Source organism: Exiguobacterium artemiae 255-15 (assembly GCF_000019905.1).
Lineage (GTDB): Bacteria > Bacillota > Bacilli > Exiguobacteriales > Exiguobacteriaceae > Exiguobacterium_A > Exiguobacterium_A artemiae.
Window position 1 is genome coordinate 1,575,183 of the sequence record NC_010556.1, and the last position, 20,047, is coordinate 1,595,229.

21 protein-coding genes are annotated in these 20,047 nt (G+C 50.1%); 7 read left to right on the forward strand and 14 right to left on the reverse strand.

What is annotated here, in order from left to right; genetic code table 11:
* The 6 genes from efeO to EXIG_RS08325 form a co-directional block, all read right to left on the reverse strand.
* Entirely contained in the window at positions 1–831 is an 831-nt protein-coding gene (gene efeO / locus EXIG_RS08300) for an iron uptake system protein EfeO (RefSeq protein ID WP_012370486.1), read from the reverse strand.
* Positions 832–960: 129 nt separating this feature from the next.
* Complete coding sequence (locus tag EXIG_RS08305; protein WP_012370487.1) at positions 961–2,625, reverse strand: DUF2339 domain-containing protein; 1,665 nt, start codon at positions 2,623–2,625, stop codon at positions 961–963.
* A 146-nt stretch (positions 2,626–2,771) separates the two neighbouring features.
* Positions 2,772–3,854, reverse strand: a complete 1,083-nt coding sequence (locus EXIG_RS08310; RefSeq protein ID WP_012370488.1) for a C39 family peptidase — start codon at positions 3,852–3,854, stop codon at positions 2,772–2,774.
* Between the two features lie 174 nt (positions 3,855–4,028).
* Complete coding sequence (locus EXIG_RS08315) at positions 4,029–5,078, reverse strand: oxidoreductase (RefSeq protein WP_012370489.1); 1,050 nt, start codon at positions 5,076–5,078, stop codon at positions 4,029–4,031.
* 73 nt (positions 5,079–5,151) lie between these two features.
* Positions 5,152–5,637 (reverse strand): GNAT family N-acetyltransferase, encoded by a 486-nt coding sequence (locus EXIG_RS08320; protein ID WP_012370490.1) that lies wholly within the window; start codon positions 5,635–5,637, stop codon positions 5,152–5,154.
* A gap of 233 nt (positions 5,638–5,870) precedes the next feature.
* Entirely contained in the window at positions 5,871–6,743 is an 873-nt protein-coding gene (locus EXIG_RS08325) for an SDR family NAD(P)-dependent oxidoreductase (protein WP_012370491.1), read from the reverse strand.
* Between the two features lie 162 nt (positions 6,744–6,905).
* Between EXIG_RS08325 and EXIG_RS08330 the strand changes: the two genes are divergently transcribed.
* Positions 6,906–8,369 (forward strand): potassium/proton antiporter, encoded by a 1,464-nt coding sequence (locus EXIG_RS08330; RefSeq protein WP_012370492.1) that lies wholly within the window; start codon positions 6,906–6,908, stop codon positions 8,367–8,369.
* Between the two features lie 58 nt (positions 8,370–8,427).
* Here the strand turns inward: EXIG_RS08330 and EXIG_RS08335 are convergent, their stop codons facing one another.
* Positions 8,428–9,630, reverse strand: a complete 1,203-nt coding sequence (locus EXIG_RS08335) for a hypothetical protein (RefSeq protein ID WP_012370493.1) — start codon at positions 9,628–9,630, stop codon at positions 8,428–8,430.
* A gap of 19 nt (positions 9,631–9,649) precedes the next feature.
* Entirely contained in the window at positions 9,650–10,243 is a 594-nt protein-coding gene (locus EXIG_RS08340; RefSeq protein ID WP_012370494.1) for a hypothetical protein, read from the reverse strand.
* Positions 10,244–10,388: 145 nt separating this feature from the next.
* On the opposite strand from EXIG_RS08340, the gene EXIG_RS15935 reads away from it, so the two are divergent.
* On the forward strand, positions 10,389–10,538 hold the full coding sequence (locus tag EXIG_RS15935; RefSeq protein ID WP_012370495.1) for a hypothetical protein: 150 nt from the start codon (positions 10,389–10,391) through the stop codon (positions 10,536–10,538).
* A gap of 49 nt (positions 10,539–10,587) precedes the next feature.
* On the opposite strand, the gene EXIG_RS08345 is transcribed toward EXIG_RS15935, so the two are convergent.
* The 4 genes from EXIG_RS08345 to EXIG_RS08360 all read right to left on the reverse strand — a co-directional run bounded on the left by EXIG_RS08345 (position 10,588) and on the right by EXIG_RS08360 (position 14,361).
* Complete coding sequence (locus tag EXIG_RS08345) at positions 10,588–11,376, reverse strand: PP2C family serine/threonine-protein phosphatase (RefSeq protein ID WP_012370496.1); 789 nt, start codon at positions 11,374–11,376, stop codon at positions 10,588–10,590.
* Positions 11,377–11,442: 66 nt separating this feature from the next.
* Positions 11,443–12,369 (reverse strand): alpha/beta hydrolase, encoded by a 927-nt coding sequence (locus EXIG_RS08350; protein WP_148206617.1) that lies wholly within the window; start codon positions 12,367–12,369, stop codon positions 11,443–11,445.
* A 37-nt stretch (positions 12,370–12,406) separates the two neighbouring features.
* Positions 12,407–13,861 carry a PH domain-containing protein gene (locus EXIG_RS08355; protein ID WP_012370498.1) on the reverse strand — a complete coding sequence of 485 codons (1,455 nt, stop codon included), beginning with the start codon at positions 13,859–13,861 and terminating at the stop codon, positions 12,407–12,409.
* Positions 13,858–14,361, reverse strand: a complete 504-nt coding sequence (locus EXIG_RS08360; RefSeq protein ID WP_148206618.1) for a PH domain-containing protein — start codon at positions 14,359–14,361, stop codon at positions 13,858–13,860. The genes EXIG_RS08355 and EXIG_RS08360 overlap by 4 nt, the downstream gene beginning before the upstream one ends.
* Before the next feature lie 133 nt (positions 14,362–14,494).
* On the opposite strand from EXIG_RS08360, the gene EXIG_RS08365 reads away from it, so the two are divergent.
* Positions 14,495–14,950: a hypothetical protein gene (locus EXIG_RS08365; protein WP_012370500.1), complete on the forward strand. Its 456-nt coding sequence runs from the start codon at positions 14,495–14,497 to the stop codon at positions 14,948–14,950.
* Positions 14,951–14,972: 22 nt separating this feature from the next.
* On the opposite strand, the gene EXIG_RS08370 is transcribed toward EXIG_RS08365, so the two are convergent.
* Positions 14,973–15,407 carry a MarR family winged helix-turn-helix transcriptional regulator gene (locus EXIG_RS08370; protein ID WP_012370501.1) on the reverse strand — a complete coding sequence of 145 codons (435 nt, stop codon included), beginning with the start codon at positions 15,405–15,407 and terminating at the stop codon, positions 14,973–14,975.
* Positions 15,408–15,512: 105 nt separating this feature from the next.
* Between EXIG_RS08370 and EXIG_RS08375 the strand changes: the two genes are divergently transcribed.
* On the forward strand, positions 15,513–15,935 hold the full coding sequence (locus EXIG_RS08375; protein ID WP_012370502.1) for an organic hydroperoxide resistance protein: 423 nt from the start codon (positions 15,513–15,515) through the stop codon (positions 15,933–15,935).
* A 202-nt stretch (positions 15,936–16,137) separates the two neighbouring features.
* Here the strand turns inward: EXIG_RS08375 and EXIG_RS08380 are convergent, their stop codons facing one another.
* Positions 16,138–17,277 carry a hypothetical protein gene (locus EXIG_RS08380; RefSeq protein WP_012370503.1) on the reverse strand — a complete coding sequence of 380 codons (1,140 nt, stop codon included), beginning with the start codon at positions 17,275–17,277 and terminating at the stop codon, positions 16,138–16,140.
* 133 nt (positions 17,278–17,410) lie between these two features.
* Between EXIG_RS08380 and EXIG_RS08385 the strand changes: the two genes are divergently transcribed.
* The 3 genes from EXIG_RS08385 (at position 17,411) to EXIG_RS15590 (ending at position 19,989) form a co-directional block, all read left to right on the forward strand.
* On the forward strand, positions 17,411–18,490 hold the full coding sequence (locus EXIG_RS08385) for a GTP pyrophosphokinase (protein ID WP_234944519.1): 1,080 nt from the start codon (positions 17,411–17,413) through the stop codon (positions 18,488–18,490).
* Positions 18,491–18,553: 63 nt separating this feature from the next.
* Entirely contained in the window at positions 18,554–18,997 is a 444-nt protein-coding gene (locus tag EXIG_RS08390; protein WP_012370505.1) for a MarR family winged helix-turn-helix transcriptional regulator, read from the forward strand.
* A gap of 68 nt (positions 18,998–19,065) precedes the next feature.
* Complete coding sequence (locus EXIG_RS15590) at positions 19,066–19,989, forward strand: tetratricopeptide repeat protein (protein ID WP_012370506.1); 924 nt, start codon at positions 19,066–19,068, stop codon at positions 19,987–19,989.
* Positions 19,990–20,047: the final 58 nt, after the last annotated feature.

Genomic DNA, 20,047 nt, shown 5'->3' on the forward strand with positions numbered 1-20,047 from the left:
TCAGCCCTCCAGTACGATCCCCATCTTCGAGAGCGGCTCGGCCAGCTCGTTGATGGCTTGACTCAATTGTTTGACGTCCGCTTTGGATAACGCGGTATAGAGAACATACCCATCCTCTTTCTTTTTGGCTTCCAGTAAACCGTTGACATCAGCAAAGCGGGCGGCAATCTCTTTTGACAAAGCGGCATCCTGTTTTTGAAGCGCTGGGTTCAACAGTTGATAAATTTTTTCCGCCCCTTGAACATTGGCTGCAAAATCATACAAGTCCGTGTGGGAATAGCGGTCTTCTTCCCCTGTTACTTTCGACGTCGAAACTTCGTTCAATAAATCAGTCGCCCCGGTGACAAGCAGTTCCGGCGTCACCTCGACGGTTTCGACTTTTGCCCGGAGCAGATGAACATCCTGCATCAATTGATCGGCGTATCCTTCGTATCCTTCGGTCGTTCCTTTTTCAAACAGTCCTTGTTCGATCCGGTGATAACCGCCCCATTCCGATTCCTTGACATCCCCTTCACGGGCATCGATTTTCGGATCGAGATCCCCGAATACTTCGGCAATCGGTTCCGCCCGTTCATAATGCATCCGCGTTGGTGCGTAGAGCGCTTTCGCCTCTGCCAAGTCACCCTCTTTGACCGCTGTCGTGAACGCTTCCGTCTGTTTCGTAAACTGTTCCAGTTCTGCAATCGCATAGGTCCGGTAATCGGCCACGACCTGTTTGAACGGGTCTAGATTAGGCGTCGCCGGTTTCGTCGTCGCGGTCTGTTCGTTACAGGCTGCCAGTAAAGCCGTCATCGATAAAAGTCCGATGGCCAGTGTTTTTGTATGTCGCATGGATGGTTCCCCCTGATCGTTAAGTAAGTTCATCAATCAGTATAGTCGATAATGATAATCGTTATCAATATATTTCAATAAAAAAATCCTCCCTTTCAGACGGCGCTGTCTGGAGGGAGGATGACTGATTCAGGATTCACGTTTCTTGAAATACGTCCGCGAAATGATAAAGGCCACGATGCCGAAGCCGATAAATACAAACGCTTTTTGAATCAACGACAAGAACGACAAGTCAAACAACAACAGTTTGACGGCACTGACCGACAACAACAGCAGACCGGACAGGCGCCAGGCCGCTGTCCCGCGAATCCGGCCGATCGCCACAAGGATAAACGATAACAGGATGTAGGCAACAGATAACGTCGTACTGCGATCCGTTTGATCAAGCGTAGCGTAAAACGGCAGTTCCATCACGATTAGTGTATAGGTGACGAACACACCGGCAGCGGCGAAAAACAGCACAAGCTGCCAATATTTCCGCCACACTGCTTCCTCGTGCGTCCGAACGAGCAGAACGATGAACGCTGTTGTTGCAAGTGTCAGACCGAACACGGAGACGGCACACGACTGATCGTTGAAGCGGTACGTTTCATATGTTCCGATCGTATACAACACGAACATCACATACACGACAATACCGAAAATCCGTTGGTGTGGTACTTGCTGACGTTTGACGAACAATAAACCGGCAATCACGAGAGCGTAGAGAATTGAACGGAATTGATCACCGAAACTCAGTGGATCGACCGGTATCTGCGAAATCGCAAACAGAACGGCGACATGACCGACACCATTTTGCCACGCGTCTTTCGTTTGATTCGCGACGACGTAAGCGAGTAGTGCAAACAGAACCGCGAGTCCGTAACCAAACGGCCAATCGATCACGGACAGACTGAGCAGGACGAACCCGCCCGCTATCCAGCTCGGATAGTTATACGTGAGCGGCAGTCGCGTCCCGATATAGGCGAGACCGAGATAAGCCATAACAGAGGCAACGAGTAACGTCACTTCATCAATCAGAGGACGTGTCTCAAAATTGACAGTGAGACTGCCGAAAACAAGCGCCAGGAAAAAGACGCCGGCAGCAACCGGGTACGCCTTGACCGCTTTCAGACGAAGGACAGCAAATAGCAAGGCGGTAAACAACAGCACTTCGTACAGTAAAAAGAGGAAGACGTTCGGCTCGTCCGTCAACTGAAGAAACGGCAATAAAAAGCCGGTAATCGAAACCAGCACCAGCAATGCCGTCGAACGCATCCACAACATTAATCCATATGCGATCGCGAGTACGACAATCTCTAAGAAAAAGGCCAACAGCGGTGGATAAAATTGATATAAGGCCATACCGGCAAATAACGCCGACAAGGAGACGATCGTTCCGGTCGCGACAAGCCCGACGCCGAGCTCACGTCGTTTCTTCTCATACTGAAATTCTCCGAGCGCCATGACGAGCAGACCGATGACGACACCACTTCCGATCCGGACCGCCGGGCTGATCAGTCCGGCAAGTGACGCATAGGAAAACAGAAAAATCGCCCCGATTGCTGCAAAAATCGCCCCGATCCGCGGTAACCAGACCGTCGCGAGGACGTTTTCCCATTCCTCCCGTGTTCGGGCTTTTTTCACGACGGGTGTCCGGTTTTTTTTGACGAACGCCGGTCGGACGGCTGGGCGCGTCACGGAAGAGACCGGTTCCGGCGGCAATTCTTTTGCCGATTGGTGTTCCAATTGATCGACACGAGCCTTTAAGCGGACGATTTCCTGTTCCAGCTGTTCCAGTCGTTGGTCATCCATTTCTTCACCACTCCTTTCAAGAAGAACTTACAGAGGTTGTCATTATTTTACACGATTTTTAAATCGATTCCCATTTCTTTAAAAAAGCGCCCTTGGTCGACCGCATAAAAAAACCGGTGAAGCCAACCGCTTCACCGGTCAATTGATTAACGGACAGATAACGCGTACTGTCCTGTCGTGTTGTAAACAGACGTAAATTGTGAACGGCTGACCGTATATTTTCCACGGTAGGGATCGGATACCGTAAACGCACTGCTTGAGACACCTGTCACGAGCATGACATGGTAGTTGCGGTAACCGGTAAACGTTTTACCGTCCGGCTTGATCCAAGAGAAGTAACCGTACGGATTTTTGAAATCGACGGTCGCCCAGACAATGACCGGGTTTCCGTTACGGATTTCACTTTCAATTTTGCTGACCCCTTGTTTCGAGATATCAGCAGCACCGCTGCGGTATTTTTTCGCGAGCGGCAGGATGCCTTTCGGATAAATACCCCAGTTTTTATAATAATCAAGTGTTCCTGCCGGATTTCCGGTAAACATTTTTTCCGGATCGGCCCAGTAATACTTACCGTTTTTATAGGTCGCATTTGTCATGCTTTTTGGCATCTGGTTATATAAGGAAGACGCGGAAACGGCCTTTTTTTTGTATTCGAGTGCCATTTTCAGTGAAACGAATTCACAGCCTGACGGATAACCGAGCGTATACTGGTTGTAATACGGGACGTTCAATTGTTTCGACGAACTGCTGCTTGGTGCCGTTTTCGTCAAATACTGTGTCGACACGTAACGGTAGCTGCCGTTGTATAAAATACGTGTCCAGCTGCCGGATGTTCCGTAAGACGCAACCTTTACACCTTTGTTCAGTTGTGTGACGGTTTTCGCCGTCGTACTCGGAGCGGTTCTGACGTTTAATGTCCCGACCGTCGTATAACGTGCCCCGGTCGACGTATACTTCGATGTCATCGACGTCCGGACATAATCTTTGTGTATGTAACCCGGTTTTGATTTGTACGTGATTTTATACCAACTGCCGGACGTCCCGTTTGAAGTATAGACGGCTCCTTTTGTGATTTTCCCCAAGATTTTACTTGTTGTCGATGGTTTCTCACGCACACGTAATACATCTGTCGTGACCGTCAGCTTCGTGGCAGCTTCTGCGATGAGCGATGGACTGAACACACCGAACAAAACACCTGCCAAAATGAAGGACGTAATGATTTTTTTCATGATAAACCCCCTTATTTTCTGTAATACACACATTTTTCCCATCTTTTTGGAATTTTAATCAATATTCCACAAGAAAATTCTGAAAAATTGCGATATCTTTTTCTTTATAACAAAAAATCTCAGCTCTGTATAGACACATTGCTGAGATGTAATTATATTGATATTTAGTAAAAATCAGTTTTGAAGCTCTAAAATGAACGGGGACGGTTTTGAAAAAGCCTGCTCCATCAAGTGTGCAACGAGTTTCGTATCGGCTTCGGAGACGGGCAACGGTGTCCCGTGGACGATACTTTCATAAAAGGCACGGTATAATTTGCCGTAGTCTCCGACCGGGCTTGGAATCCGGACATCCTGGAGATGACCGTGATCGTCATAGTACAACAGACGACCGAAATCATCTTCTGAGTCTTCACCAAATCCTTCTTCTCCCGGGAAGTAGTTTGCTTTGAGATCGAGTTCCTGCCGGTCGATATGCTGTTTGATGAACGTTCCGTTTGTGCCGTGAAGCATCCAGCGCGGAGCACCCGCTAACGCGATATGACTGGTCCGGACGCTGACTTTTAAGTCCGGATAATAGAAATCGAGGGCAAACGTATCATCCGGATTGCCAGCTAGGCGGACCGTCCGGATATCGTAACCGACCCGGTCCGGTTTCCCGAACAGGGCGACGATTTGATCAATCGTATGGACACCTAGACCGTATAAGGCACCGTTTTCCGGACGCGGAATGGCCGGAGCCGCGTCCGGCCGGTAAAGGTCAAAGTGTGAGGCCACTTCGACGAGTCGTCCGAGCTTGCCTGAACGGATGACTTGTTCGACGACTTGAAAATCGCTGTCAAAACGCCGGTTTTGATACGCCAGCAGCTTGACCCCTTGCCGGTCTGCTTCCTCGAACAACCGGTGCGTCTCGTGCTCCGTCACGGTGAACGGTTTTTCGACCAACACATGTTTTCCGTGTTGCAAGGCTTGCAGGGCGTAGGCGAAATGCGTCGCCGGCGGGGTGTTGATGACAACGACCTGAAGCTCGGGATCGTTCAGCATCGTGTCCAAATCCGTTGTAAAGCGGACATGCGGCAATCGAGACGCATAGGTTGTCTCTAATTCCGGTTTTGCTTTTCGATTATAAATCCAGGTGATATCAAAATGGTCCTCAATCATGACGTAGGGCAGATGATACCGGGTCGTACTTTTTCCAAAGCCGATAAAACCAATCTGAAGTCGCATCCGATCACTCCTCGAAACATTCTTTTTCTAACCATACCAAAGCAGACAGAACTTGTCCTATCTAAATGTCCCGTTATTTCAGAACCGGTGTTTCCTTATACTCATATGTCGCAAAACCGTCACGAATCCCTTGAGGCTCAAAACCAAAGGACGCATAATAACGGTTCAAGAAGTCGTTTGTCGCAAGACAGTCGAGACGCAACCGTTCCTGCTCTGCCGTCGTGACCGCGATGACATGCCGCAACAGTTGTTTGCCGACGCCAAGACCTTTTGCCGTCTCGCTGACGACAATCCGGTGGATGTACAGCCCTTCCGTATCCGGCCACAACGTCTGATCCCAGGCGAGCGACGGTAACAGCGCAATCGAACCGAGCAGTTCCGCCCCCTGTTCAAAGACATACAGTCGCCCGGCTGCCAAATCGTTTGCGACCAGTTGCTGTAAATCTTCCTTCAGATAAGCGGACCACTGCTGGCTCCCGCGTGCTTGAAACAATTCGGCTTTTTCGCGCAACAGGGTCGCAATCTGTTTAACGTCCTGTTCAGTAGCTAGTCGTATCATAGTGTTCCTCCTGTAAAAAAAATTCTCCTTCATCCTAACGAAAGTGAACCCAGAAGAAAACCGTTTTGCATAAAGTCCTGCAAAAATCACAAAAACGCATGAGTTTGTAAATTTTTTCATAGTTTCAGATTCTATATCTCGATACTGTATAGTCAAGGAGTGAACAGACCCCCAGTCTGCACAACACAGGTCTACCGACTTCCCACGAGTCGGTAGACCTTTTTTTAAACCGTTTAGTCCAATCCGACCCAACGTTTGGACAGTGCGCGGGCTTGTTGACGGTATGCCTCATCTTCTACGACGGGGTTACTGAGTCGCGGCGCGGAATCCGCGTAATACCCGCCGTTGTCAATCACATCGTCGGTCGTTGCCAGATACAGGGCGGTTTTTGCCCCGTATTCCGGGGTATACAGCTTTCCGGTCCAATAGCCGACCTGAGCAACCGGCTTCAGAACGGTTTTAAGCACTTTTCCGTATTTGCCCCGGTAAAACAGGTCTGTGTTGACGATTCCCGGGTGAACACTGACAAACGTCGCCAGCGTGCCGTATTGTTCCGCTAATTCCCGCATGTGAACCATTTGCAGAAGCTTTGATTCCCGGTATGACTTCATCGGGTTATACTGCTCTTTTCTGACATGTGCAATCGCCTCGAGCTCGATATCGGTCCGGATCATCCCGCCTTCTCCCGCCAAGGAAGAAATCGAGATCACACGGGGATCATGTCCCTGCTCGATTAACGGCAGCAACCGTTCAATCAAATAAAAGTGACTGAGGTAATTGACTTGGAACTGTGATTCAAATCCATCTTTCGTCACATGATACGGCGGAACCATGATACCGGCATTTAAAATCAGGCGATCAATCCGACCAATCCGGTCAAACAGCACATCTGCAAAACGCCGTACGGAATCAAGCTGATCGAGTTGAACGATTTCCACTTCCAGATTCGCATCGGAAACGGCATGTTCCCGTAAAAGTTGAATCAACAGCGTCGCTTTTTTTTGCGAACGGACGGTTGCGATGACACGGTCTCCGCGTTCCAGTAATTCTTGAATCGTTACCATACCCATACCGGAGTTTGCTCCTGTGACTACACAGATGTTCATATAAGATGCCTCCTCTTTCTTCAATCAATGATCCATTATGATACGTGTTTTCCTTTTTTTACGGATTTATACACATCTTCCGGCAAACTATTTTCGGAAGCAACCGCAACGAATGACGTATACTAAAGAAAAGACGTCTTTCATTGAAGGAAGGGATCGCCTATGAACGAAGGAACCGTCCTGTTGCTGGCCGGTATTCTCTTGTTGCTTGCCATCGTCACGACGAAATTTTCTGTCCGTCTGAACGTCCCGACCCTGATTTTGTTTGTGTTTGTCGGCATTCTGGCCGGAACAGATGTCTCCGGCTTGATTGATTTTGCTGACTTCGAACAAGCCCGTCTGTTCGGTACGATCGCACTCGTCATCATCTTGTTTGACGGCGGCTTGAATACGAAATGGCGGGATTTCAAAACCGTACTGCCGGCAGCGTTATCCCTCGCAACCGTCGGTGTCCTCGTCACGACCGGACTGATTGCCGGCGTCGCGCATTACCTGCTTGATTTCAGTTGGCCAATCGCCTTACTGATCGGAGCCCTGATTGGCTCGACCGATGCAGCCGCCGTCTTTTCCCTGCTGAACGGTCGTCCGATCGATCAAAAAGTGAAGCATACGCTCGAAGCGGAGTCCGGAACAAATGACCCGATGGCCGTTTTCCTGACGATCCTGTTCACGGAATTCGCTTTGGATCCGGCAGCCTTTTCCGCCTTACACGGCATCTTGCTGTTATTTTACGAGATGGGCCTTGGTCTTGTAATCGGTCTGTTCGTCGGCTGGTTGTTGACGTCCTTGATGAACCGCATCCAGTTGCAGTCGTCGGCCCTCTACCCGACGCTTTTGATCAGCGGCGCACTCCTTTCCTACGGCGTCGCAACCAGCCTTCATGCGAGCGGCTTTTTAGCCGTCTACGTGACTGGAATATGGCTCAGCAACCATGATTTGATTTACCGGGATATTCTCGTCCGGTTCAGTGGCAGCCTGTCTCACTTGGCGGAAGTCGGCATGTTCATCATGCTCGGACTGCTCGTTTTCCCGAGGCAACTGTTCGATCCACAGACGCTGTTCGTCTCCGGCATCATCGTCTTGACGTTGATTCTCGTCGCCCGTCCACTCGCCGTCTATTTATCCCTGTTACCTTTTCGTTATAACTTCCGCGAACAGAGTGTCATCACGGCCGCCGGCTTACGCGGCGCTGTGCCGATCATCCTTGCGACCTATCCTTTGTCGAGTGGCTTACCGGACGCCTATCCGTTATTTAATATCGTTTTTTTCACTGTCATGACATCGGCTCTCCTGCAAGGGACTGCCTTGCCGTGGGTCGTCAAGCTGATGAAGCTTGATGCGAAACCGACCATCGACATTGAACCGTTGATTCAGTTCATGACGGTCGCGAATCCGAATGCCGAAATCGTCGAAGTCAGTGTCCCGTCCTATTGCCGCATCGATGGGAAAACACTGCAGGAGATTGAGATGCCGCAGGATTTGCTGGTCGTCGCCGTCATCCGGCAGAATGCCATCATCACACCGAGGGGAAAAACCCGGTTAATCGGAGGCGATCAACTGTTGATCCTGACGCCGAAACAATCGGAAGAACGGATCCGGAAACTGATTGCGTCCCTTGGAATCTAAGACAAAAAACCGGACACCTGAGGGCGTCCGGTCTTTTTATTTCTTCTTTTTCCGGCAATCACCGGTTTCCGGTCAGATCTTCCGTCCGTTGAATCCGGACAAGACCCGGCGGACGATGCGGGAACGTGATCGTCAGTCCCGCAAATCGGCAACTGTCATTACTGTTTTGTGCCCGGACGATCCAATCAATCGTTTCCTGCCGTGCCAAGGCGTTGTGGACCCGGTTTTCGACCTGTTGTCTCGAAATCCCTTCACAGGAGACTTCCGTCAAATAGGTCGTCTCGTCGGACTCGAACTGTTTCCAGATCCCTAACAGCAATTGACCGACGGCACTGACGGGAGTTCCGTCCGGCTCCCCCGCCCCGACCGCTTCGTCGAGTCGTTCGATGGCCTCCGGTGCCGTGTCCCCGAGCGCCAAGATCCGTCGCGATCCTTGCTGCATGATCCGGAAACGCTTATGTCCGTCGTCAAGCCACAGGCGCTGGGCAAACGGATTGACCGGAATACCATGGAAAAACGTTACTGTCCCGCGCCAGGCGAAACCGAACGACGGATCGTAAACCTGCATGACCGCCATCACCTGTGCAAGAAATGATTGCACTTCCGTTCGTTCCGCCTGCAACCGGGTCCGGACATCCTCGAACTCGTGAAGCGGGACAGCCAATGGAATCCGCGTGAACAATTCGCTTTCTGGTACACGGTGCGGTGCGAGGACCGTCCCGTCAAGCCGGTAATCACTTGCCGGACGTCCCGTCCGCCCGACGAACAGTTGCCAGTGGTCTTCAACCGCCGCAAAGGCATAGGTCTGATGGGCAAAGGATGGAGCGACGAACAGACCCGGGAACGGTTCGAACGTAGCAATCCGGAGCGGTTCGCCGTCGTTCCACTCCTCTTCGATGACACGGACGAGCTGTCCGGTCAACGAGAGTGTATCCGTCAGATAACGGCCGGTGTTGCTGTAAAAACCTAAAATGTATTCCCGCTCTTCCTCTTCGAACGTCATCATCGTCATTTGAAACAGGGACTGGACCTGGGCTTCAGCAAACAAATCGTCGACGCTTTCCGGATGATGGGATTCGATGGCCACCATCTGCCACCCCATCCGTTCATATAAGTTGATCGTAATCGGGAAAAATAAGAAAGCACCATGTGTGGCTTCAAGTTTCAGGATATCCTGCATGGCAAGCCGCTCGATCCGTAAATCAAACCCCATCCGTTCCAGATGATCTTGCAAACGTCTTTTCCAGTGCGTGAATTCCATCTTTTTCCCTCCTTCTGCCTTATGCGCGTTTACGAAGCGGATTTTTGGACCAGTAAAGATAAAGACCGACCAATCCGGCGATTCCGATCAGATACGCCGGGGTGCCGCTGACTTGCATCAGGACGACGGGATTCGGCACGAATTGAATCAAAACCGCTTTGTACGTCGCAAACAAGATGAAGCTGACTAAAAATTGAAGCCAGACCCGTTTTTTGACGTCACGGATTTTCGGCGACGTGATTAGAATCGACATCGCATCAATCAGGAATAAGGCGATGATCGAAAATAAAATGTAATCTGCGAGAGCGAACTGGAAGATTCCATCGATTCCTTCGATGAAGATAAACATCAAAATCGTCGAGATATAATTCCGGGTCCAGCGCTTCTGAGTTTCGTTCCGCCGCAATTCCGGAATCTCGGCAATCATTTGATTCAACCGTTCTTCCGGTAATTGTCCGTGGACGGTTTCAAACGGTTTTTGCAAGCGCTGGGCTTCATACAGATCCGCTTGGAGACGGCGTTCGATATCCGTCCGTTCCGGTTCTTCGACGTTCAGGTTCAACCGTGGTAACAATGACTCCAAAATACGTGTGTTGGCTTTAGTAAGTTTCAAGCGAGATCCCCCTTTTTCACGTTTAAGTATACCGGTTTCAAGGAAAAAAAGACTACTGGGAAGATGACGATTACTTGACGAATCACGAATAAATATTCAGAATAGTTAAAAAGGTGACACAATTTCCAGAAAAGGAGGGATACAGATGTACCAAACCTTGACGAATACGGCGCTGATCGCTTTACTGACGAGCGTCGGGATTGCCCTGCCGTTGGCACATACCGAAAAAGAGGCACAGGAGCCGATCCCGTTACAAACGAACCAGACGGATGCTGAATCAGCAACGACCGAATAAAAGCATGACCCCTTTCCCTGATCAACGGAAAAGACGGGTCATGCTTTTATTATTTTGCATTTCCAGGCATTGTCACATGCTCCTCCACCTTGACCGTCCAGGCCAAGATGGTCGTGCTGTCCCGAACACCGAGCTGCTTGATTGTCGTCAGTAACGTCTCAACGCCAGCCGTTGAAGTGTTCAGAATCGTTTCCATCTGTTTTCCGTCCTGAAACGGGGCTCCCGGACATTCAATCAATCCGTCCGTCGTCAACAACAGCTGATTGGTTCCCCGACGTAATTCACGAATCCCCCGCCCGTAACACGGAACCGGTAAATCAAATGTATTGACCCGTCCAATCCATTCAAAAAATTGCCGCTCGTTTAACTTGTATTGCAGATGTTTACTTAAATCAGGATGGAAGAGATAAGCGACGACATCACCGACCGATAACCACCAGACATATTTTCCTTTCCGGACAAGAAACAGACAGGCGGTCTCGCCCTGTACGTCTTGACAGGCGGACCGGAAGGCTTCGTTTTGCAACAAGGATACGACCTGCTGTTCGAGCGTGGAGAACATCGTTTCTAGAGGTTCATTCAGGATCCGCTCAATTTTCGCACGATGCGCGGTAAAGTAGTCGGTCAATAAGACGGCACTTTCCGCCGTATCATGCGCGTCGAGGAGCATGGTCCATTCCCAGTCCCCCCCGATCCAGACGACACAACCGTCTTCATTTTTAGTCTGTCCGGAACGGCTGCATCCTCCGAATCGTCCGACCGTGATCGGTCCGACCGATTCAATGGAGATGACATCGACGAATGGTGTTTCATTGCCTACCCAAACCAAATCCGTCATTTCTGTTGTGGCCCCTTTCAATCTGTTTGTTCACTGCCCGGTCATCCGCCCTCGTGACACGACCGGTTAAGGGGTCGTGACAAAAGGTTGAACGAACAAACGCAGACGTTTTTCGTAATTCCCAGCATTTTCGGAATAGGTCATGCCGTGACCCGCTCCGCGGACCGGATACAGTTGTTTGATCCCGGGTTTTGCCTGATACAGCTCATAGACCATCCGCGGGGGAACGATCTTGTCCCCCGTTCCCTGGATGAACAACGTCGGCACCATGATCCGGCTCGTCTGCCGCGTGACGGAAACATCCCCGTAAAAGAAGTCCTGCTCAACTTTATTCAAGATACTTGCCGCAGCAAGCGACGGACCGGCCGGATACGACAGATTTGCTTGTGCAAGAGACTGGAGCCAATCGTCCAGACGGGCATATGCGCCTTCGGCAATGACGACCTTGACTTGTTTTGGAACGGTCGGTTCTCCTGCTGCGAGCAATGCCGTCGCCCCTCCGACACCCAGTCCGTGATAAATGATGTGACGCGTTCCGGTCTCCTCAATCAATTGATTGGTCCACTCGATCAGATCCAGCCGGTCAAGCCAACCATAGTTCAATGGTCCTTTGCTGCCTCCCTGACCGCGGCGGTCCGGAACAAATACGTTGTATCCGAGCTGTTCCTGATAAAAGCGGATGAGCGGTTCCGTTTCGGAGGAACCGAGGCGGACATCATCAGCAAGGAGCACCACCGTCTTGTCGGAAGCGGGAGAAGCGGGCAGGTAACGGCCGACGCGCGCTTCCCCGGTCGTCTTTAATTGGATGGTTTTCAGATCCTGCCGCTTCATCCATGCCTGATCCGCTGTGTCCGGATTGGTTGGCTTCGCAGGGAGGAGACGAGAGCGGTCAGACGCTTTTGTTAAAGTTTGCTGTAACCGGTAGCCGTCATATCCGATCAGACCTCCGATTCCGAAAAGAATCAGCAAGAGTATCAAAATCCATTTGCGCACCACGTTCACTCCTTTTGTCATCTGTTTCTTTCAGAAGCTATTCGTCATCCGACAGCCGTGTCCCTGCCGGTGAAGCCGGTGGTTTGAGAAATGTCTGTTGATACCAACGCAGTACGTCTTCAAACTCTTCCTGTGTAAAGTAACCGGCATGAAAAACAGTTGAACCGCGTAACGTAAGATGAAACTTCAGAATATCTTTGTGTTCCAGAAAACGGGACACGTGACTCGAGAAGGCTTCAATCTTGAGGCGCGGCGCATAAATCGTTTCCCGGTTGACGAGTTCCTTGCGGAGGACAAACAAATCATCCTGATGCCCGTAACGGGTGTTTTGATAGCCCGACCGTGCGACCGCGTAATAAACAGGCAACAGCAGAAGAAACGGTAATCCGAAATATCGGAATGGTTCCGGTAACGTATAGAGCATCGCCCCGTTCAACAGAAGTAACCCCAGACTGTAGCCGAGCAGCGGCCAACGGACGATGTAAACAAATCCCCGTTCGACAGCTCGTTTCTGCGGATTTTGCAATTGAAACCGCGGTAAAAACCGACTCAAAAAATCGTCGATCTCACTCGTGCGGATAAACGGGTGCAAGAGCAGCTTCTCTTCTTCACCGCTTGCCGAGATAATGTGTAACGAGAGGTGCGCCCGTTTCAAACGCCGCTTGATCCAGCTTTCCTCGATGACCAGCGCCTGCACCTTATCTTGATGAAAGACGATTTCCGTCCGGTTCAAGAGGCCGTATCCAATCGTCATCCGCTGTTTATCACGCGTCGCCCGGAAAGAACCGTACCGGAGGACGAATACTAAAATCGAGCCAAGGTAAATCAAGAGTAAAAGCATTCCGCCGAGAATCAGCAAAATCATAAGTGATAAATGCAACAATTCGTCAAACGCCCGGCTGATGTAAGGCTCGATGAACCGGTTGGCGAACTGATAGACGGCTCCGAATCCGACGAGTGCAAGACCGAGCCGGCCGGATAATGCCCCTGCTGTCACTAAATCCTTTAAGCCGACCGTATAAGTGACGGCTGTCTCCGCATTTTCCGCGGATGGCAAGACCGCTGTTCCGATCGTCGATTTCAATTGTTTGGCAAACTCGAGCCGAACCCCTTTTAATTCGACTTCCGGTTTGCCGCTGTCGGATGACGTTTCGACCGCCAGTGTCGCCAAACCGAGAATCCACTCGAGCAGATTTTGATTGATGCCGATTGACTCGATCCGCTGACGTTGCGTCGTCCGCTCACTTTTTCGGAAAATCCCTTTATTGACCCGAATCGTTTGTTCATCAATCGTAAACGTATAAAAGTACCAGGATATGATACCGAACACGAGTAACAGAAAACTGATGACCACGACACCAATCATCGTATATATGCCGAATCCGTCATTTTTTAAATCATTGAACAGGATGACGGCAATCGGAATGACGAGTGATCGGAGCTGCGTCAACGTCGTCATTAAGATGAACAAGGGGTGGACCCTCCGTGTCATAACGACTCCTCCTCCTGTTCCTCGAGTTTCGCGAATCGTTCAATCCGTTGCCGTAAGATGCCGGCTTGCGTGACCTCAAGTCCGGGTAACTCAATTTGCCCGGACGCCGTATGCACGCTCATATTCATCAGCTTCAAGCGGCGGAGCAACGGGCCGGACGACGTATCGATGATTTGTACTTTGACCAGTGGTGTCACAACATGTCGTAAGATAAAGATTCCGAATTCGACGACTAAAAATTCATCATCGACCCGGTATTTAAAATACCGTTGTCTCATCTTCGGGACGTATACGAACTGAAGCAAAAAGAATCCTGTCCACAAACCGGTCAGAATCCACATCCACCAGGGAGATAAATCCAGCCACTTGATCTGAACCACGGTCGCCGTTCCGATGAGCAACAGATAAATGGTATACTTAATGCCGACGTATTGACGTTCGGCGGTTATCGAGGCACGTGGCAAGTGTTGCCAGTCCCCGGTCGGTTGATTTGGTTGCATCCAATCCCCTGCCTTTCCTTTTTTCATACGGGAAGAGACTTGCTCAAGTTTCACTGTCATCAAACAGACGTTGACATTTCGTTGTGAATCATCGCATATATAAGAGAGTAGAAATGTATTTCAAGGAGGAACCATGCTAACATTTGAAGAAAAATTAAACATCATCGAGACTTTCCCGCAACTTGTCCGGAAAGAAGTCTCGCTTAACCGTGTCAATTTCCACTTCCCGGAGAGTCAGTTCGAGAAAAAAATCGTCGTCTATCATCTTCACCCGAACGGCAACGGTTTTGTCTACGCTGCAGGATTACCGGGATATGAGACGGACCGGAAAGGTTTCGTCAACATTCGTGAATTCTCCGAGCCCGCTTTAATCCTCTTGTTACAAGATGCGATCAAAGCGCTAGAGACAGTCGAAACGGTCGAAACGCTGGAAGAAACGTGGATCAACGACAACCAGTTCGAATTGACGTTATTAAACGAAGACCTCGATACTTGGTTGGTGTACGCGGGCGACTTGCTTGACGGAGCGTTCAATTCGTATAAAGAAGCAGCGAACTACCTTGAAGAAGAAGGATTCCGCCGCAAATAAATAGTCAAAATGAACGGGACTGTCAATCAGTCCCGTTCATTTTTATGGTCAGGCGATTTAATGTCTGCTTGACCAGTTCCATGTCTTCGTCCGATACACCCAGTAATTCTTTTAAAGCCAGCGGAATTTGTTCGGCCTCATTTCGAAGGGCTTGACCGTTTGCCGTCAACGTGATTTGGATATGACGTTCGTCCACCGGATTTTTGACCCGTTCGACTAAACCGGAAGCTTCTAATTTTTTTAACAAGGGCGTTAACGTACCTGAGTCGAGATGCAATCGCTCTCCGACCGCTTTTAACGATTGTTGATCCTGCTCCCACAAGACGAGCATGACGAGATATTGCGGATAGGTTAATCCGAGCGGCTCCAGCAACGGACGGTATCGTTTCGTGATTTCACGGGAAATCGCATAAAACGGAAAACAGAGTTGTTCTTCAAGCAATAAGGGATTCGACATATATATCCTCCTTTAAGCAAAATAGTTGCGTTCTTTTATAGATTGTATACAATCTAATTGTAAGCTACTTAAATTAATCAGCCAACCCGAAAGGAAGTTATCATTATGAAACCAATGTTCACATCATCTGCTACAGCTGTCGGAGGCCGTGACGGCCGCGTCGTATCGGAAGACGGTATTTTAGACGTCGCTCTTGCCATGCCTGTACCAGGATCAAAGAAACAAGCGACAAACCCGGAACAATTATTTGCTGCCGGATACTCTGCTTGTTTTGATTCCGCTTTAAATCTTGTCGCTCGTAAACAAGGAATCAAGCATGACGGCAGTGAAGTAACGGCACACGTCACATTGAACGAAGCAACAGACGGATTTACACTTTCAGTGGAACTGGACGTTCTTGTCCGTGGCGTTTCAGAAGAACAAGCTGCGGAGCTTGGTAAACTTGCCCACAGCGTTTGCCCTTACTCACGCGCAACAGCTGGCAACATTCAGGTCGACATCTTCACACGGACGACTGACTCAGAATAAGCATACCACTCCTCCTCTTGCTTGGCGTATTTCGCTGACGGGGAGGAGTTTTTATTGTTTTTGACGCATATAAGCTTATACTTCTTGTTTTCTAATTTGTTTTTATATGACGATTACGGTATATGAAATAAATAGGTCTTCTGTTTAAAAATCACACTGCCTTTTTCACAGTGTGATTCCCTGAATTGTTCGGCTGTTTCGTTCATTTTAACTGATTGACGGAAAGGATGACCAATTCTCCGGAGACAATCATATAATAAGCATCCTCGAAACGGTGACGCACTGCCTGCTCACCGTCATACACCGTGACCATCGGTTCAGCATCCGTCCCGATCGATTCATGCAGGTAAAACCGGTCGCGCAGCACCCGCTCAAACGGGTCACGGTCCAGGTAACGGGCACCCGTCCGCAGATTCATCACTTCATGGTGCTGATCCGACCGGTCATTGACGATGAAAATCGTCGACTCGACATCGTCATAGGTGAAGTCCAGCGGTTCGAAATCACTCCACCGAATCCGTTCCCGCTCCGTAACGGCCGTTTGTTCCTTGATTTCATAAAACACTTCTTCATTGAGGCGTTCCGAATAGGCACTAAACACGAGATGGCCGTCCTGTTCGCCCAGGTACTGGACGGTATCCCCTTCCCCGTCGAGCCGCAATAACGTCCGAAAGGACAGGTGTTCCACGCCTTGCTCGATTTCCGTGACGATCGTCGACAACGGAGCAATCAACAGACTTTCCGAATGGTCAATCGGATCTTCCGGTGAGATGACTCCGCTTTCCAGCGCATCATAAAAGGAGAACTCATCGAGCCGGGCATTGCAGACGATATAATCGGCATCCGCTAACGTGATGAGGAAAAAATACAGTTCACGGTAGTTTTCCGTGATACCGTACAACCGTTCATCTTTAATCGGATGCTGACGCGTCGTCTCGACGTCATACAAAAAGGCCGTCGTCCCGTCATCGACATGCAACAGCACCATATACCGCTCATTCAGGACCCAGTAGAGCGTCAAATCGCCCCCAAGGCGCCACGAAGCGAGGTGCTCGCTTTTTTCTGAATGCAGGTCAATCGCGATTAATTGCGTCTCGCCGCCCTCTTCCCGGTCTTTTTCATTCAGGCAATACACTTTTCCCTTTTTGACGAATGGCCGGGTCGGTCCATGATCCTGCAACACTTCAGGCGTCAGATCGACCTGTTCTTGATCTTTTAAATCAAACCGGCTGATATGAAATTGACTGTCGTTGAGTCGGCGGCGGAAATAAACCGATGATGGTGTGACATGTAAGATATCAGAATGATCAGCTGGCAACGCCCGCGCGTCCAAAATTTCCATTCTAGCACCCCTCCCAGATGTTCTACTCTGTCTTTCCCACGAAGCGTCCTCCTTGAAACAGGGTCCTTTCGTGCGTCCATTGAAAACGAATGCTACAATAAAGCAAGAAGAATTGATGAGGAAGGTGAATTCCGTGCAATCGCAGGACTTAAATACGATGATGCTCGAATATGTCAATGACAAGGAAGACTATGACGCCTTTGCCGATAAATTAAAAGTCTTATTATCGGAATTGCTCGATGCAGCCGGCATCAAATACCATTCGATCGTCGCCCGGACGAAAGAGTCCGACAGCCTGTACCAAAAAGTGTTACGGCAACCGAATAAATACCAATCGCTCCGGGATGTGCACGATTTGACGGGAATCCGGATCGTGACGTACTTTCACGATGATGTCCGGGAAGCAGCCCGGATCATCGAAAATGAATTTTCAATCGACCGGGATCAATCCGTCGACAAATCCACTCTGCTCGATACGACCGAGTTCGGTTATCTGTCGGTCCATTTCGTCGCCGCCTTAAATGAACAGCGGCTCGCGCTCAGTGAATACGGCCGTTTTAAGGACCATACCGCCGAAATCCAGATCCGGTCGATTCTGCAACATGCCTGGGCGGAAATCGAGCACGATTTAGGATATAAAAATCCGAACAGTGTGCCGGCCGAAGTCCGCCGCAGTTTCAGCCGGGTCGCCGGACTCCTTGAAATCGCCGATCAGGAATTCGTCAACATCAAAAAACAATTGAAACAATTCGAAGACGAGACGGTCCAGCAAATCTTGTCGGATCCGCAAAAGGTCCGGATCACTTCCGATAACTTAAACTATTTCATCGACCACTCCGCTGTCATCAACGATCTCGACAAACAGCTGGTCACGTCCCAGATGATGCTGGATTCCGATCAGCAGCTGATCAATGAACTGATCCGGATGTTCCATTATGTCGATATCCGGAATTACGGAGAATTGATTGAAGCCGTCGCCGCCCACAGCCCGCTCGCCTTGAAGTGTGCCCAGGTCATGCCGAACCCTTTCCTCCCTCGCCAAGGAATCGGCATCGCCTACATCTGTATGGCCGTGACAATCGCCGGGAACGATCCACACCGGATTGACTATTTCTTCCGCCGGTTCTATCCGGAGCTCCGGAACGTCGAGGACATCATCAAGCAGGTCCAACCGTTAAGTAAACAGATGATTCAAGAGAAAAATATTGATTAAACTAAAATTTTTCACTATACTAAATCACGGAAGAAGAAACTACGGTATGGAAAGAGTGAAACTATGGCAACTACATTAGAAGTAGCAAATCGCGATCAGTTGATCGTGGATACAGAAAAAGGGTTACGGATGAACTACCGCGCCATCAAAAAAGATGTCCGCAGCATGTTCACGACTTACTTGACGCGAAACGAATTCTTTATCCTGAAGTCGCTTTGCACAAGCAGTCCCCAAATCGCATCGGCTTTATCCAACGAATTTCAGTTTTCAGCGAGTATGATCACGGCACTGGCCGATGAATTGACGAAAAAAGGGCTGATTTCACGCGAACGCAGTGAACTCGACCGTCGTGTCGTCGAACTCCGGGCAACGAAAGACGGGATTGAATTGTACGGGAAGCTTGAAGCGATGAAGATGGAATACCTGTCGGACGTCTTCGCTGACTTCTCGGATGCCGAACTCGATACGTTCCGGACACTGTTAACGAAACTCGAACAGCAAAATTAACATTCAACCCTTCAGCCTGACCGGTTGAAGGGTTTTTGTATGATACCCAACGCGAGGAGTGCCTTGACATGACAGATGCCATCACGATTCAAACTGCGCGCTTACAAATTCGACCGTTGCCTTTCCGACACGAACCGGTCCGGTCTGCAACAGACACGTCCACGTTTGGTCTGTTTCGTTCAAACGATGAAACGAAGGTCGGGACAATCCGAATCTCGCCAATCCGTCAGGCGGAAGTCCGCTCGGCCAAAATCGACTGCGAGATCGATTCGCTGTTTGGACGACAAGGATATGCCACGGAAGCATTTCCTGCCATGCTGACGCTCAGTTTCAAGACACTCGATTATCAACAGGTGGTGGCCACGATGGACCCGGATAATGAACCGGCGCTCGTTGTCGCCTCCAGGGCCGGTCTGCCGTTTCGCTCCAGCGTTTCATACGGACCATCGAGTCAGCAGCTGACCTTCGTCTACCGTCCGTCAGATGATCTCTCCCCTGCGGTCGGGTTTGACCGGACAGCCGTCTCGCGTCTTCGTCAAGCGAAACAGTATCACGCCGCAAAAGCCGTCGTCGCCTCTTACCTGAATCAGGCTCCGGACGATCCACAAATTCATTATCAGATGGCCTGGTGTCATGATAATCTCGGAGAGGAAGCCGCTGCCGTTCCGCATTACGTCGCTGCCATCGAACAGGGTCTGGCTGCGCCCGATTTACAGGAGGCGTACGTCGGACTCGGCAGTACGTACCGTGCCCTCGGCCGTTACGATGATGCCTACCGGACGTTGACGGAAGGACTCGCCCACTTTCCGCAGCATGCCGTCTTGCAGACATTTTTAGCACTGACGTTACATAATCTCGACCGATCGGCCGAAGCAATCGAACGGTTGATCGGAACGCTTGTCGATACGACGGGAAATCCGGAAATCCATGCTTATGCCCGCGCCCTGCGCTTTTATGCCTCCCGTGTCGACGAGACCTGGGACGGAAACTGAACCAAAAAAGCCGTGCCCTGACCGAATCAATCGGTGAAGGCACGGCTTTTCCGGTCGA